General features: G+C 69.5%; 12 protein-coding genes. 8 read left to right on the forward strand and 4 right to left on the reverse strand.

Annotated elements, in window-relative coordinates:
• The first annotated feature begins 1 nt into the window (after position 1).
• The 4 genes from C4U03_RS22885 to C4U03_RS22900 all read left to right on the forward strand — a co-directional run bounded on the left by C4U03_RS22885 (position 2) and on the right by C4U03_RS22900 (position 4,672).
• Positions 2-1,240: an ABC transporter substrate-binding protein gene (locus C4U03_RS22885; protein ID WP_103939903.1), complete on the forward strand. Its 1,239-nt coding sequence runs from the start codon at positions 2-4 to the stop codon at positions 1,238-1,240.
• A complete protein-coding gene (locus C4U03_RS22890) occupies positions 1,240-2,103 on the forward strand; it encodes a branched-chain amino acid ABC transporter permease (protein ID WP_103939904.1) in 864 nt (287 codons plus the stop codon). Before C4U03_RS22885 ends, C4U03_RS22890 begins: the two co-directional genes overlap by 1 nt.
• Positions 2,100-3,125, forward strand: a complete 1,026-nt coding sequence (locus C4U03_RS22895) for a branched-chain amino acid ABC transporter permease (RefSeq protein ID WP_103939905.1) — start codon at positions 2,100-2,102, stop codon at positions 3,123-3,125. Before C4U03_RS22890 ends, C4U03_RS22895 begins: the two co-directional genes overlap by 4 nt.
• 290 nt (positions 3,126-3,415) lie before the next feature.
• A complete protein-coding gene (locus C4U03_RS22900) occupies positions 3,416-4,672 on the forward strand; it encodes a phospholipase D-like domain-containing protein (RefSeq protein ID WP_103939906.1) in 1,257 nt (418 codons plus the stop codon).
• 46 nt (positions 4,673-4,718) lie between these two features.
• Here C4U03_RS22900 and C4U03_RS41200 read toward each other — a convergent pair whose 3' ends face one another.
• The gene (locus tag C4U03_RS41200; RefSeq protein ID WP_200827402.1) at positions 4,719-5,366 is read right to left on the reverse strand and encodes a helix-turn-helix domain-containing protein; all 648 of its coding nucleotides are present in this window, start codon (positions 5,364-5,366) and stop codon (positions 4,719-4,721) included.
• 275 nt (positions 5,367-5,641) lie between these two features.
• Here C4U03_RS41200 and C4U03_RS22910 point away from each other — a divergent pair, with 275 nt between their 5' ends.
• The 4 genes from C4U03_RS22910 (at position 5,642) to C4U03_RS22925 (ending at position 11,108) form a co-directional block, all read left to right on the forward strand.
• Positions 5,642-6,916, forward strand: a complete 1,275-nt coding sequence (locus C4U03_RS22910; RefSeq protein ID WP_103939907.1) for a phospholipase D-like domain-containing protein — start codon at positions 5,642-5,644, stop codon at positions 6,914-6,916.
• A gap of 226 nt (positions 6,917-7,142) precedes the next feature.
• The gene (locus tag C4U03_RS22915) at positions 7,143-8,804 is read left to right on the forward strand and encodes a B12-binding domain-containing radical SAM protein (RefSeq protein ID WP_103939908.1); all 1,662 of its coding nucleotides are present in this window, start codon (positions 7,143-7,145) and stop codon (positions 8,802-8,804) included.
• Between the two features lie 222 nt (positions 8,805-9,026).
• On the forward strand, positions 9,027-10,109 hold the full coding sequence (locus tag C4U03_RS22920; RefSeq protein ID WP_103939909.1) for a transporter substrate-binding domain-containing protein: 1,083 nt from the start codon (positions 9,027-9,029) through the stop codon (positions 10,107-10,109).
• 6 nt (positions 10,110-10,115) lie between these two features.
• Positions 10,116-11,108 (forward strand): hypothetical protein, encoded by a 993-nt coding sequence (locus tag C4U03_RS22925; protein ID WP_103939910.1) that lies wholly within the window; start codon positions 10,116-10,118, stop codon positions 11,106-11,108.
• 146 nt (positions 11,109-11,254) lie between these two features.
• Here the strand turns inward: C4U03_RS22925 and C4U03_RS22930 are convergent, their stop codons facing one another.
• The 3 genes from C4U03_RS22930 to C4U03_RS22940 are packed head-to-tail and all read right to left on the reverse strand — an operon-like array spanning position 11,255 to position 14,744.
• Positions 11,255-12,802 (reverse strand): glycoside hydrolase family 13 protein, encoded by a 1,548-nt coding sequence (locus C4U03_RS22930; protein WP_103939911.1) that lies wholly within the window; start codon positions 12,800-12,802, stop codon positions 11,255-11,257.
• Positions 12,803-12,845: 43 nt separating this feature from the next.
• Positions 12,846-13,814 (reverse strand): carbohydrate ABC transporter permease, encoded by a 969-nt coding sequence (locus C4U03_RS22935; protein WP_103939912.1) that lies wholly within the window; start codon positions 13,812-13,814, stop codon positions 12,846-12,848.
• A 12-nt stretch (positions 13,815-13,826) separates the two neighbouring features.
• Positions 13,827-14,744 (reverse strand): carbohydrate ABC transporter permease, encoded by a 918-nt coding sequence (locus C4U03_RS22940; RefSeq protein WP_103939913.1) that lies wholly within the window; start codon positions 14,742-14,744, stop codon positions 13,827-13,829.
• Positions 14,745-14,803 lie beyond the last annotated feature (59 nt).

A 14,803-nucleotide genomic window follows, 5' to 3' on the forward strand; every position in this document is an offset into this window, starting at 1 on the left:
CATGAAGGCATTGGGTCTGTCGGCCGCCGTCGCCACCGTCGGCGCCCTGCTCGCCGGCTGCGGCGGTGGTCCCGGCGGGGGCGGGGGGAAGATCAGCGACGGCTCGGTCACGCTGGCCGTGCTCAACGACCAGACGGCCATCTACGCCGACCTGTCCGGCAAGAACAGCGTCGAGGCCGTCAAGATGGCCGTCGCGGACTTCACGGCCAGGTACGGCGACAAGGCGGTCACCAAGGACATCAAGGTGATCTCCGCCGACCACCAGAACAAGCCGGACATCGCCAACTCCAAGGCCCAGGAGCTCTACGACCGGCAGCGCGCCGACGTGATCCTGGACGTGCCGTCCTCGGCCGCCGCGCTGGCCGTCGCCAACCAGGCCAAGGCCAAGAAGAAGATCTTCATGGACATCGGGGCGGCGACCACCGAGCTGGAGGGCAAGCAGTGCAACAAGTACACCTTCCACTACGGCTACAACACCTACATGCTGGCCAACGGCACCGGTAGCACGGTGACCAAGGACGGCTCCAAGCAGTGGTACATCGTCTACCCGGACTACGCGTTCGGGCAGGACATGAACAAGAGCTTCACCGCCGCCATCCAGAAGGCGGGCGGCACCGTGGTCAAGAGCGACCCGGCGCCCTTCCCCAACGACAACTTCTCCACGTTCCTGCTCAAGGCGCCGGGGCTGAACCCCAAGCCGCAGGTGCTCGGCACCATGCAGGCCGGCGGCGACCTGGTCAACCTGGTGAAGCAGTACAACGAGTACAAGCTGCAGGACAAGGGCATCGACCTGGCGGTCGGCCTGATGTTCATCACCGACATTCACTCGCTCGGCCCCGACGCCCTGGCCGGCACCAAGTTCACCGACCCCTGGTACTGGAACGCCACCCCGCAGAACCGCGCCTGGGCCGACAAGTTCATGGCCAAGACCGGTAAGCGCCCCTCGTTCGCGCACGCGGCCAACTACTCGGCGGCCACGCAGTACCTGGAGGCGGTCCAGCGCGCCGGGACCGACAACTCCGACGACGTGGTCAAGGCGCTGGAGGGCCACAAGTTCAACGACGTCTTCGCCGACAACGCCGAGATCCGCGCCCAGGACCACCTGCTGCTGCACGACGTCGAGCTGGCCCAGGTCAAGCCGGCCGCCGAGGTCAAGGAGCCGTGGGACTACGAGAAGATCCTCAAGACCGTCCCGGCGAACGAGGCGTTCCAGCCCGCCGACGGAAGCTGCCGGCTCTGATGGTCGAGCAAGCCTTCAACGGCCTGGTGAGCGGGGCGTTCTACGCCCTGCTCGCCCTCGGCCTGGCGGTCATCTTCGGGATGCTGGGCGTGGTGAACTTCGCCCACGGCGCCTTTTACATGCTGGGCGCGTTCGGCGCGTTCGTGCTGCTCGACTCGTTCGGCATCGGCTTCTGGGCGGCGCTGCTGATCGTCCCGGTGCTGCTCGGCCTGGCCGGGGTGGTGCTGGAACGGCTGTTCATCCGGCGGCTGGCGGCCCTGGACCCGCTCTACAACTTCCTGCTCACCTTCGGGCTCGCGCTGATCCTGCAGGACGTGGTCCGGAGCCGGTACGGCGTCCAGTCCCAGCAGTACGGCCGCCCGGGGCTGCTGGACGGCTCGCTGAACTTGGGGCTGTTCGAGTACCCCGCCTACCAGGTGTTCGTGCTGGCCCTGTCCGCGCTGGTGTGCGGGCTGGTGTGGCTGGCGCTGACCCGCACCAAGGTCGGCATGATCGTTCGGGCGTCCACCGAGAAGCCGGAGCTGACCCGGGCGCTGGGCATCGACGTGGCGCGCTGGGTCACCCCCGTCTTCGGCTTCGGCATCGCGCTGGCGGGCCTGGCCGGGGTGTTGGCCGCGCCGATGCGCGCCATCAACCCGCTGATGGGCGCCGACCTGATCATCGTGGTGTTCGCGGTGGTGGTGATCGGCGGGCTCGGCTCGGTGTTCGGCTCGGTGGCCGCCGGCTTCCTGATCGGGCTGATCTCCGCCCTCGGCAACCTGTACGTGCCCGCACTGTCACAGACCCTGGTGTTCATCCTGATGGCGGCCGTGCTGCTGTGGCGCCCGGCGGGCCTGTTCGGCCGGGAGGAGGGCCTCGTATGATCCTGCGTCTGCTGGCGCGGCGGCCGGTGCTGCTTGCCCTGGCCCTGGTGGTCGCGTTCGCGCTGCCGTGGCTGATCTACCCGCCGGTCGCGATGGACATCGCCGCCTGGGCGCTGTTCGCCGTCGCGGTCGATCTGCTGCTGGGGTACGGCGGGCTGCTGTCGTTCGGGCACGCCGCCTTCTGGGGGACCTCGGCCTACACGACCGGGCTGATCGCCCTGCACACCGGGCTGCCCTTCCCGGTGGCGATCGTCGGCGGGGCGCTGGCGGCGGCGGTGCTAGCGGTGCCGATCGGCTACCTGTCGGTCCGGCTGAGCGGCATCTACTTCGCCATGGTCACGCTGGCCTTCGCCCAGATGATCTACTTCATCGTCAATCAGTGGCGCGATGTGACCGGCGGGGAGAACGGGCTGCAGGGCATCCCCCGGGAGTTGTTCGGCCTGGACCTGTCGGACCCGTTCCTCTTCTACTACGCGGGTCTGCCGTTCGTGCTGGTCGGGCTGCTGGTGGCGTGGCGGATCGTGCGCAGCCCGTTCGGCCAGGTGCTGATGTCGATCCGGGACAACCCGTCGCGGGCCCGCGCGCTGGGTTACCCGGTCGACCGGTATCGGCTGCTGGCGTTCGTGCTGTCGGCGGCGCTGGCCGGGCTGGGCGGCGGCGTCTTCGCCATCAGCCACGGCTTCGCGTCCCTGCACGACGTGTACTGGACCACCTCGGGGCAGGCGGTGATGATGGTCGTCCTCGGCGGCATCGGCACCCTGTGGGGCGCCGTGCTGGGCGCCGCGCTGATCGTCTCGCTGAACGACTACCTGGCCACCGCGGGCTTCGAGGAGACCGGCATCATCACCGGCCTGATCTTCGTGGTCATCGTCCTGCTGTTCCGCAAGGGCCTGTGGGGCACCGCCCGGGACCTGACGGCCGCCCGCTCCGGCCGCCACCGGCCCGCGGCCGTCCCGGACCCCCCGTCCTCCGCTTCCTCCTCCGAACGCCTCGACCAGGTGGCGGAGCGATCAGGGCGGTGAACACCGCCCGCCCTGTCACGCCGGGCCGGCGGGCGGTACGACCGTCCGCCGGCCCGGCGCCCTTCCCGGGAGCGGTGTGGCCGGCCTCGCTTCGGCAGGGCCGGTCGCGCCTTCGGCAGGGCCGGTCGCGCTTGCCGGTACTCGCTCGGTGACCTGCCGGTTCGCCGCCGTACGCTCCCGTGCGGTGCGCTTTCGCCGGGTCGTGGCGGAACGTGGAATCCCGCCGCCTTCGGCCGATTCCTCCTGTTAAGATCACGGACGGTGTCCGGTCGGGGGAGGGGGAGTAACGCGTGGGATTTCCGGGCGGGAAGCGCATCGCCGCTCTGGTGGCCGCCGTCGGTGTGCTGGGGGCGGGGGCCGTTCATCTGGGGACGGGAACGGCGAGCGCGGCGTTCTCCCCCCGGTCGGGGCCCGTCTTCAACAATCCCACGGGGAACACCGCCCAGCAGTACGCCATCATGCGGCAGATCGAGCGCAACATCGACACCGCGCCCAAGGGCTCGGTCATTCGCGTCGCCGTCTACAGCATCACCCTGAACAGTTTCGCCGACAAACTCATCGCCGCGCACCGGCGCGGGGTGTACGTGCGGTTCCTGATGGACCAGCACTCGGTGAACGGCGTCTGGCAGCGGCTGGCGTCCGCGCTGGGCACGAAGGTGAACGTGCAGACCAGCGCGAGCAGTTATGCGGCGCTGTGCTCCGGCGGCTGCATGGGCCGGTACCACGGCAAGGACGGGGCGGCGGTGGGCTCGCTGCACACGAAGTTCTTCCTGTTCTCCGGCGGCGGCAAGCCGACCGTGACCATCTCCAGCGCCAACCCGACCGCCACGCAGGCCGAGGTCGCCTGGAACAACAGCTACACGGTGGTCGGCAACAAGAGCCTCTACAACGCCTACGTCAAGAACTTCAACGACATGTCCAAGGGAGCCCTGGGCTCCTACAACCGCAATTACTACTGGACGTCCGGGGCCAATCCGAAGGCGTACTTCTGGCCGAAGTCCAAGGGCTCCAACGACACGATCCTGGGCATGCTCCAGCTCGTCACGTGCTCGAAGACCTATCCGAGCCAGGTCCGCGTCGCGATGTTCCAGTGGACCGACGGCCGGCTCCCGCTGGCCCGGCAACTGGTGAGCATGGCGGCCAAGGGCTGCCGGGTGACCGTGATCTACACCAAGGACTCGATCTCCCCGGCCGTCCAGTCGACGCTGGCCAAGTCCAAGGTCGTGGTCCGCGACACCACGTTCGGCAGGACCCCCCAGGGTTACGCCGAGCACTACACGCACAACAAGTACCTGCTGATCGACGGCCGGTACGGCGGCACGAACGGCAGCAAGATCGTCATGACCGGCTCGGCGAACTACACGGTGAACGGGCTGTACTACAACGACGAGTCGAACCTGAAGCTCACCGGCGCCACCATGTACGCGGCCTACCTGAAGAACTTCAACGACCAGATCGCCTCCGTCCCGGCCCTGACCGCCCAGCAGCGCGCCGAGGGCCGGCTCCCGGCGATCCCCGTCGACCCCGCACAGCTCCGCGACAGCTAGCCCGGACCCGGCCCGGACCTACCCTGGACCAGGCCCGGACCGTCCGCTACGCCGGGACCGCGGGCGGGTCCAGGGGACGGGTCAGGAGCTGTTCGCAGGACAGGGCGGCGGCGATGCGGGCGGCCAGCGGCGTGGTGGGCGGGAGGCCGCCCACCTCGCAGCGGTTGATGAGCGAGTCCGTGGTGTCGGCCGCGGCGGCGAGTTCCTCGACGCTGAGGTGGTGGCGGGCGCGCTGCAGATGGACGGCCTGGCCGAAGACGTGGGCGGCGGCGGCCTGCCGGTAGGAGTCGGCGGCCCCCGGCTCCAGCATGCGCCGGGCGCTGAGCTCGGCCCAGTTGTGGTGCTGGTCGTGGGGATGGGGGAGATGGCCCGCGCAGCGGTGCAGGGCCTGGCGGGCGCGTGCCGCCTCGGCGGCCTCGCAGATACGGGAGACGCGCCAGACGGTCAGGATGACGGTCCGGCGCTCGGGCGCGCACCAGTAGCTGAGCCCCATGGGCTCGGTGTCGAGGTAGAACCGCATCACGTTCATGGGGTGGAAGCGGTTGCCCAGATACTGGACCCGCGGGTCGGCGCGCAGGGCGCCGTAGGCTGCGATCAAGTGCATGGCGAAGGCGACGGCCGCGAACTGCGCGGTGAGCAGCTGTTCCAGCCAGTCCGCGACCTCGGCCTCCAGCTCGATGAGACGCCGGCTCATGAGGGCAAGGTACGCCTGATCCGCCTCCTGTCATCAGGGCATAACGGTAAGTTGTCACTCACCGGGCATTCGGCCCGTCCGTGGCATCGCCTCCCGCCGACCGCCGGCGCGCGCCTGGCGGCCCTGATCAGGCCGCTCACCAGGCCGGACGCGCTCCCGGGACGGCCGCGCCCACCGCTTCCGGCACGCCTTTTTCCCGCCCGATTGCGGCCAAACCGGTGATCTTCCGCATTATTGGGCATTTTCCCTGTTAAAATTCTGCCTCGGTGCCGGCCATGGGGAGGGGAACGGGCGTGGCCTATGGGGGCAGGTGGCGTGCCGTCGTTCCGGCGGCCGTCCTGGGACTGATCGCCGCGGGGGTCGGCCACTTCGGCACGGGAACGGCGAATGCGGCGGTGTTCGCCCCCGTCGCGGGACCGGTGTTCAACAATCCCAAGGGGACCACGGCCCAGCAGTACGCCATCATGCGGCGGATCGAGCGTGACATCGCCACCGCCCCCCGGGGCTCAGTGATCCGCGTCGCGGTCTACAGCATCACGCTCGACAGTTTCGTCAACAAGCTCATCGCCGCGCACCGGCGCGGGGTGCACGTGCGGGTGCTGATGGACCGGCACGCCGTGAACGGCGACTGGCGGCGCCTACAGTCCGCGCTCGGCACCAGGGTGAACCTGAAGAGCAGCGCGAGCAGTTATGCGGCGCTGTGCTCCGGCGGCTGCATGGACCATTACCACAAGAACGGCAAGGCCATCGGGTCGCTGCACTCGAAGATCTTCTTGTTCTCCGGCGGCGGCAAGCGCGTGGTGACCGTCTCCAGCGCCAATCCCACCACCCGCCAGGCCGAGACCGCCTGGAACAACAGCTACACGGTGGTCGGCAACAAGAGCCTCTACAACGCCTACGTCAGGAACTTCAACGACATGTCCAGAGGCGCTCTGGGCTCTTACGACCACGGTTATTACTGGACGTCCGGGACCAATCCGAAGGCGTACTTCTGGCCGAAGTCCAACAGCGGCAGCGACACGATCCTGAGCATGCTCAAGCTCGTGGCCTGCTCCAAGACCCACCCGAGCCGGGTGCGCGTCGCGATGTTCCAGTGGACCGACGGTCGGCTCCCGCTCGCCCGGCACCTGGCGAGCATGGCCGCCAGGGGCTGCCGGGTGACCGTGATCTACACCAAGGACTCCATCGACTCCTCCATCCGCTCCACCCTGGCCAAATCCAGGATCGACGTCCGCGACACCACGCACGGCACCAGGGCCGACGGCTACGCCCGGTACTACACGCACAACAAGTACCTGCTGATCGACGGCCGCTACAACGGGGTGAACGGCCGCAGGATCGTCATGACCGGCTCGGCGAACTACACCGTCAACGGCGTTTACCACAACGACGAGTCGAACATGAGAATCCTCGGCTCGTCGGTGTACGACGCCTATCTGAAGAACTTCAACGACCAGATCGCCGCCCTCCCGGCCACGACGGCCAGGAAGCGCGCCCAGGGCGACCTTCCGACGATCCCCCTCCACCCCGAGGACCTCCGGGACAGCTGACCCGCCCACCGGAACACCGAGGCCGTGGCATCGGCCCGTGCCGGGTTCGTGCGGTGAGGGCGGGGACGGCGCACGATGATTTCGTGAAAGGGCCTTCCCGCCTTGACGCCGTCACCCGCGCGACGAAGAATACGACTTCGATGTGATCCGTCGCCGGCGCCGCCCGCATCGCGTGTTCCAAAAAGAGGATACCGCCTGACCGGAATCGGGAAGAAGGGGGTCCGCGATGATGAGCCTGCGGCCGGTCGAAGAGATCGTCGGCGTCGACCCGCGGTATCACTGGGAATTCCCGCCGGCCGGGCGCGGGGAGTCGCGGCGGCGAATCCGTTCGGTGTGGTATTTCGGGCTTCCGCTCACCTCGGCGCATCGGGGCGGCCATTCCGGCGGCGGGGCCCTCATCGAGGGCGTGGACGGCCAGGAGCGCTACCGCGACGAGGGCACGGTCTATCCACATGCCGGGCTGATGGAAATGATCACCTATCAGGCGACGTACCTGCCCGAGATCGCCTGGGCCTACCACGATCTGAGCCATGTCCCCTGGCCCCGGATCCGCGCCGCGATCGCCGCGGATCCGCCCGACGTGGCCGCGCTCAGCGTCTACACCGCGACTGCGCCGTGGGCGCTGATCGTGGCGGCCGAGATCAAACGGGTGAACCCCAATGCCGTCGTGATCTTCGGCAACGACCACGCCGGAATCCTCTACCGCGAGATACTCACCGGGACCTACGGCGGGCGGCTGGTCGATTTCGTCAGCACCGGCAACAACGGCCCGTTCACCATGCTGGGGCTGCTGTACGCCCTGCAGGGCAGGCTGGACCTCGGCCGGGTGCCCTCGCTGGCCTACCGGCGCGGCGGCGCCGTCGTCCACCAGGCGGCGCCGACCTTCCCGCTGAACCGCCGGATCCTGCCCGACTACCGGCTGCTCGAAGACCAGCTCGAACGCCACTACGACAAGGCGTTCGCGGTCTGGTACGCCCACCACTACGAGCTCAAGCGCATGGTCACGCTGCCCCTCGACGGCGGGTGCACCTGGGGCGACAAGGCGACGCGCCGGTGCAAGCACTGCTCGATCCAGGGGCTCACGCCCAAGACCACGGACGTGGCGGCGGCCGTGCCCGTCCTGGAGGACGTGGTGGGCGGTCTGGGGGCCAACGTCTACGCGGCGGGCGACTCCACGCTGGGCTTCTCCTCCGACCAGTGGGGCGGCGACATCACGTACCTGGACGAGCTGGCCGAGGCGTGCGCGCGTTCGCCCGTCCTGCGGCGGCACCGCTTCATGCTGGCCTACGGCCTGGTGTACGAGTTCCTGCGGTCGGCCGAGCTGTGCCGCGGTTTCGTGCGCACCTGGAACGTGGGGCTGGAGGCGTTCGACCCCCGGCTGCTCAAGGGCGACTCCAAGGGCATCAACAAGGGGAAGGACCGGATCCACGAAGCGCTGGAACTCGCCAGGGCACTGGATTACAAACTCTACATATCAGGCATTGTCGGCCTGCCCGGAACGACGCTCGAACTGCTGAAGTCCGAGGTCGACGACTGGCTGTCCCTCGCCGAGACGTACCGCGACCAGATCACCACTGTTTCGGTCTCCCCACCGGCGGTCATTCCGGGCTCCCGAATGTACTGGGAGATGTACAACGACGATCCCCGGGTCCGCGCCGGCCATGGGGAGATCATTTCCACGTCCCGGCTCACCGAGCGGTACATCAGGCGCAACACCGAGGTCGAACCGGCCGATGTGGCGGCCGCCATGGCCGAGATCGCCCGAGGCGTGATCACCATCGGCCGGGAGCGGGGCGGCATGAAATTCGGCGGTTACATGCTCGGCGGCACCGACACCGAGGAGACCGCCGAGTACGCCCTGCTGAACGATCTTTGCTCCCGGCTGTGACACCGGATCCCGGACATCCCGGAGAATTCCGTCCGGGCCGGTGCGCGATTCCGCGAACCGATCAGTAACATTTCCGTCTCGCCTGCCGGGCGCGCACTTTCCCACCGAACTCCGGACAGCCCCCGGACGTCTTCACAATGCCACCGAATATGATGCCGCGCCGGACGGGCTCCGTCGCCCGGCCGTCACGGCCGTTCGATCCGGAAGGGACGGTGATCTCCGATGATCGCATCGGACGGTGGCCGGTTCGGCGGGAACTGGCCGCGCGGCAGGACGATCCGCACCCTCCGGCTGGGCGTCGTCCTGGCGGTGCTCATGCTCGTCGTGGTGACCATCGTGGTGCTCGTCCAGCGCGGCGGCCCGCCCACCCGCGAGGACCTGCTGGAGCAGGCGCATCTCATCGGCAAGCAGGACCTGCGCATCGGGGTCAAGAACGACCACCCGGGGATGGCGCTGTACGACCCGAAGACCAGGACCTACTCCGGCTTCGACATCGACATCGCCTACATGATCGCCGGAGACCTCGGGTTCCGCCCCAGCCAGGTGCGCTTCCTGCCCATCGAGACCGAGGACCGGGCGCGTATGCAGGCCCGGGACGCCGACGGCCGGTTCGTCACGGTGGACATGGTGGTGGCCACGTTCAGCATCACCGAGGAGCGGGAGCGGCTGCCCACGGTGAGCTTCTCGGCGCCCTACCTGCGCACCGAGCAGACCGTCATGACCCGCCAGGACGTCGAACCGGCCGAGTCGATGTCGGACTTCAGCGGGATGCGGATGTGTACCACGGCGACGTCCACCTCCACCGGCCCGGCGGCGGAGGCCAAGGTCAGGCTGGTCAGCCGCAACAGCATGAAGAAGTGCGCGGACGGCCTGCTGAGCGGGGAGTTCGACGCGGTGACCTCCGACGCCGCGATCCTGGCCGGGTTCGTCAAGCAGTACCCCGGCCGGCTGCGGCTGCACGACGTCGGGCTCGACACCCTGGAGAGCTACGGCGTCAACACCGGGGGCAACGACGCCCTCACCAAGCTGGTGAACCTGTCGCTCTACCAGTCCCGCAACGACCCCCGGGACCGGCGCTGGGAGGACGCCTTCGACCGCAACCTGGCCGCCGAGCAGCAGGCCGCGGGCATCCAGCAGGTCGCCATCTCCGAGCAGCCCCCGGTGGAGAAGGTCGAGATCCGCCAGTGGCCGTGGGAGCGTGACAGGACCGTCGGCGCGGGCACCTTCGCCGCCCCCGCCGCGGTGCCCGTGCCACCGGCGGCGGTGACGGCGGCCGGTGCCCGGCGCGGCCCGGACGGCCGGTGAGGACCCATGGCCGGCAACGGCGAGGCCGAGGGCGGGCAGCAGTGGCTGCTGACCCTGCTGCCCGCGTTCCCGCTGCTCCTGCTCATCATGCGGGTCTGGTACCTCAGCGGGCAGGACCCCCAGACGATGCTCGTGCTCGTCCAGAACGTCAGTCCGCTGGGGCTGGTCAGCACGCTGCTGGTGACCCTGATGTGGTCGGTCCCGGTGGTCGTCCTCGGCTGCCGGGCGCTCGGCGCGCTGCTGCGGGTGAGCGCTCCCCGCGACGGCGGCTCCTGGCTGGTACGGGCGAGCCGGCGCATCCCCGACTGGGTGGTGCTCGTGCTGGGGCTGCTGGCGGCCATGATCTGGCAACTGCGCTTCCTGCCGGCCCTGCTGATGCTGCTGCTGGTCGTCTTCGGGCTGGAGGTGAAGGCCCGGCGCGGCGCGGGCCGGGCCGTCTGGGCCGCCTGTGTCCTGCTGCCGCTGCTGGTCGCCGCCGCCGTGTACGCGTGGCTGGCGCCGGCGATCTGGGACGCGTTCACGCAGGACGAGGTGCTGCTCGTGCTCATGCTGGCGCTGCCTCCCGTCTGCACGCTGCTGCTCGTCGGCCCGGTCCCCGAGCGCGCCGCCCGGCCGCTGGCCCACGGGACCGCGCTGGGCGGGGCGGTGCTCGCGGCGGCGCTGGTGAGCGTGATCTTCCTGCGCGCCCCGGTGCTGCCCACCCTCGCGCTGGAGGTCGACGACACCCCCGAGGACCCCGGCCCGTCGCGGATCGTCATCGGTGAGGTGGTCTCCGTGGACGACACCACCACCACCGTGCTCGACGGCGGTGGCGTCCTGCGGTTCATCCCGAACGACCGGCTCGTCTCCAAGACCCTGTGCCGCCCGCCCGGCCAGCCCCCGGCCATCGACATCCGGGTCCACGGCTGGCACGTGGAACAGACGATGCTCAGCTGGCGCGCCCCGCGCCACCCGCTGGTCCCGGTCGATCCCCGCTGCCAGGGCAGAACCCTGCACTGACAGCCTGCATCGACCGTACGCCGGCCGTCGCAGAGACGAGGCGAACCACCTGGAGCCAGGTACGCGGGGACCTGCCTGGGAGGAGCGGCAGAAGCTTGGGGGCCGGGGACGCCCCCGGAAGGACCAGGGGCGTCCGGGGGAGAGGGTCAGCGCAGCCAGACCGCCGTGTTCGGGGGTAGCAGGCCCCCTTGCAGCGGTCCGCTGGCGAGCAGGACCTCACCGGTGACCGGCACCGGCTCGGCGCCGAGGTTCACCACGCAGGTCAGGCCGGAGTCGCGGACGAAGGCGAGCACGTCGTCACCCATGGGCAGCCAGCGCATGGTGCCGTCGCCCAGTTCGTTCGCGCGGATCCGCAGGGCGGCGCGGTAGAGGGCCAGCATCGAGGACGGGTCGGCCTGCTGTGCCTCGACCGTCAGGTCCTTCCACCCGGCGGGCTGTGGCAGCCACGGCTCCCCGGTGCCGAACCCGAACGGAGGCTCAACGCCCGACCATGGCAGCGGCACCCGGCAGCCGTCCCGCCCCCGGTCGGTGTGGCCGGAACGACGCCAGATCGGGTCCTGCCGCACCTCGTCCGGCAGGTCCTCGACCTCGGGCAGCCCCAGCTCCTCGCCCTGGTAGATGTAGACGCTGCCGGGCAGCGCCAGTGACAGCAGCGCGGCGGCCCGCGCCCGGCGCAGCCCGAGCGCCGGGTCGGTGGGCGCGCCGAGCCTGCGGTCGGCGTGGTCGAACGAGGTGTCCGCACGCCCGTAGCGGGTGACCGTACGGATCACGTCGTGGTTCGACAGCACCCACGTGGCGGGGGCGCCGACCGGCGCGAGCGTGGCGAAGGTGTCGTCGATGACGGCCCGCAGTGCGGCGGCGTCCCAGGGGGCGCCCAGGAACGGGAAGTTGAACACCGTGTGCATCTCGTCCGGCCGCAGGTAGCGGGCCAGCCGCTCCTGGTCGGGCAGCCACACCTCGCCGACCAGCATCCGGCCCGGGTAGGCGTCGGCCAGCCGCCGCCAGTCCCGGTAGATGTCGTGGACCCCGTCCCGGTCGGTGTACGGGTGGAGCCCGTCGGGCGCGGCGTCGGGGTCCTTGACCAGGACGGCGGCCGAGTCGATGCGGAAGCCGTCCACCCCCCGCTCGAACCAGAACCGCAGCACGTCCAGGAACTCGGCGTGCACGTCGGGATGGGTCCAGTTGAAGTCGGGCTGCTCGGGCGCGAACAGGTGCAGGTACCACTCCCCGTCCGGCACCTGCGTCCAGGCCGGTCCGCCGAAGATGGACCGCCAGTCGTTCGGCGGGCCGTCGCCCTCGCCGCGCCGGAACCAGAACCTGGCCCGTTCCGGCGAGCCCGGCCCGGCGGCCAGCGCCTGCCGGAACCACTCGCTGTGGTCGGAGGAGTGGTTGGGCACCACGTCGATGATGACTCGGATGCCGAGCGCGTGCGCCTCGCCGATGAACGCCTCGGCCTCCGCCAGGGTGCCGAAGGCGGGCTCGATGTCGCGGTAGTCGGCCACGTCGTAGCCGCCGTCGGCCATGGGCGACGGGTACCACGGGTTCAGCCAGATCGCGTCGGCTCCCAGCTCGGCCAGGTAGGGCAGGCGGGAGCGCAGCCCCGCCAGGTCGCCCACGCCGTCGCCGTTGCCGTCGGCGAAGCTGCGCAGGTAGACCTGGTAGATCACGGCTCCCCGCCACCATGTTTCGGGCATGCTGCGGCACTCCTTAGGGCTGTAGGAAAACAACGGGACCGGGTCAGCCCTTGAGGCCGCCCGCGGTCAGGCCGGCCATGATGTGCCGCTGGAACAGGAAGAACACCACGATCGTCGGGATGCTCGCGATCACCAGGGCGGCGGTCATCGTGGTCTGCGGCATGTTGGCCCGCAGCGACGCGATGCCGACGCTGATCGTCATCTTCTCCGGGTCCTGCAACACCAGCAGCGGCCAGGCGAAGTCGCGCCACACGTTGACCACCGTGAAGATGGACACCACGCCGAGGATCGGCCGCGACACCGGCAGCACGATCGAGCGCAGGATCCGCAGCGGAGAGGCCCCGTCGAGCTGCGCGGCCTCGATCAGCTCGGTGGGGATGGCGTCGAAGAAGCGCTTGAGCAGGAAGATGTTGAACCCGTTGGCCACCGCCGGCAGCCAGATCGCCCACGGCGTGTTGAGCAGGTCCAGCCGGACGATCGGCACGTCCTTGATGGTCAGGTAGGCCGGCAGCAGGATCACCGTCGGCGGGATCATCAGCGTGGCCAGCATCGCCAGCAGGATCACGTTGCCGAACAGCGGCCGCAGCTTGGACAGCGCGTAGGCCGCGCCGACGTCGAAGGCCAGCGCGAACGCCCACGCGCCGAACGCGTACTGCAGCGTGTTGAGCAGGAACCGGTCCAGGTTCATCAGCTCCCACGCCTGCCGGTAGCCGTCGAGCGAGAACCGCGACGGCACGTACGTGGGCGGGATGCGGGCGAACTCCTCGCCGGTCTTCATCGCCCCGGTGACCATCCAGTACAGCGGGAACACGAAGACCGCGGTGAACACCAGCACGGTGGAGACCAGGACCAGCCAGTAGATCCGGCGGCCCCACCGCGAGTTGAGCTGGTGCGGCGACAGGATCGTCCGGTGCTCGGAGGTGAACCGGGTGCGCGGCCGCCGTTTGGGCGCGGCCCTCCGCTTGTCCGGTACGGGGGTGGCGGGCGGACGGGTGGCGGTGAGGTTGGTCATCGTGACCGGCCCTTAGGTGTTGTCGCGCGACAGGCGCAGGTAAGCGGCGGAGAACACGACGAGGACCAGCATCAGCATCAGCCCGAGGGCGCTGCCTCCGCCGAAGTTCCCGTAGTTGAAGGCGTACTGGTACATGAGGTAGACGACGCTGATCGTGGCGTCCTCCGGGCCGCCTCCGGTCAGCAGGTACGGCTCGACGAACACTTGCATGGTGGCGATGACCTGCAACAGCAGCATCACCAGCAGGATCAGCCGGGTCTGCGGGATGGTGACGTGCCAGATCCGGCGGAGTACGCCCGCGCCGTCCAGCTCGGCGGCCTCGTACAGCTCGCCGGGCACGGTCTGCAGCGCGGCCAGGTAGATCAGCGTGCCGCTGCCCAGGTTCATCCAGGTGGAGACGATGACCAGTGAGATCAGCGCGGTGTCCTTGGAGTCCAGCCAGCTCAGCGCCGGCAGCTGCGCCAGCCCCAGGATCTGGTTGAACAGGCCGGGCCCGGGGTCGTAGAACCACTTGAACAGCAGCACCGACACCGCCGGAGGCAGCATGACCGGCAGGTACACCACGAACCTGAGGTAGCCGCGGGCGTGCCGCAGCTCGTTGAGCACCAGCGCGATCACGAACGGCACCAGGTACCCGCACACCAGGGCCAGCAGCGTGAACATCGCGGTGTTGAGCCAGGCGCTCTTGAACGCCGGGTCCTGGATCACCGTGCGGAAGTTGTCCAGCCCCACCCAGACCGGCGGGTCCACGAAGTTGTTCTTCTGGAAGCTGAGGATGAACTCGCGGACCATCGGATACCAGGAGAAGAACGCGAAGCAGATCAGCGCCCCGCTCAGGAATCCGTAGGCGGTCAGGTTCCGCCGTACCGCCAGGCCCGGCCGCCTCCGTCCGGTCCGCCTCCCGCCGGGCCGGCTCTGCAGAACGGTCATCGTCACCCCTGTCGGTGGGCCCGGGGGCGCCCGCGCGGTCCGAAGGCGCCCCCGGGCTG

This window comes from Thermomonospora echinospora, assembly GCF_900108175.1.
Classification (GTDB): domain Bacteria; phylum Actinomycetota; class Actinomycetes; order Streptosporangiales; family Streptosporangiaceae; genus Thermomonospora; species Thermomonospora echinospora.

Excerpts from the sequence above, each read along its gene's own strand:
- C4U03_RS22885 (WP_103939903.1), top strand. The coding sequence starts at position 2 with ATGAAGGCATTGGGTCTGTCGGCCGCCGTCGCCACCGTCGGCGCCCTG.
- C4U03_RS22890 (WP_103939904.1), top strand. The coding sequence starts at position 1,240 with ATGGTCGAGCAAGCCTTCAACGGCCTGGTGAGCGGGGCGTTCTACGCC.
- C4U03_RS22895 (WP_103939905.1), top strand. The coding sequence starts at position 2,100 with ATGATCCTGCGTCTGCTGGCGCGGCGGCCGGTGCTGCTTGCCCTGGCC.
- C4U03_RS41200 (WP_200827402.1), bottom strand. The coding sequence starts at position 5,366 with ATGAGCCGGCGTCTCATCGAGCTGGAGGCCGAGGTCGCGGACTGGCTG.
- C4U03_RS22910 (WP_103939907.1), top strand. The coding sequence starts at position 5,642 with ATGGGGAGGGGAACGGGCGTGGCCTATGGGGGCAGGTGGCGTGCCGTC.
- C4U03_RS22915 (WP_103939908.1), top strand. The coding sequence starts at position 7,143 with ATGATGAGCCTGCGGCCGGTCGAAGAGATCGTCGGCGTCGACCCGCGG.
- C4U03_RS22920 (WP_103939909.1), top strand. The coding sequence starts at position 9,027 with ATGATCGCATCGGACGGTGGCCGGTTCGGCGGGAACTGGCCGCGCGGC.
- C4U03_RS22925 (WP_103939910.1), top strand. The coding sequence starts at position 10,116 with ATGGCCGGCAACGGCGAGGCCGAGGGCGGGCAGCAGTGGCTGCTGACC.
- C4U03_RS22930 (WP_103939911.1), bottom strand. The coding sequence starts at position 12,802 with ATGCCCGAAACATGGTGGCGGGGAGCCGTGATCTACCAGGTCTACCTG.
- C4U03_RS22935 (WP_103939912.1), bottom strand. The coding sequence starts at position 13,814 with ATGACCAACCTCACCGCCACCCGTCCGCCCGCCACCCCCGTACCGGAC.
- C4U03_RS22940 (WP_103939913.1), bottom strand. The coding sequence starts at position 14,744 with ATGACCGTTCTGCAGAGCCGGCCCGGCGGGAGGCGGACCGGACGGAGG.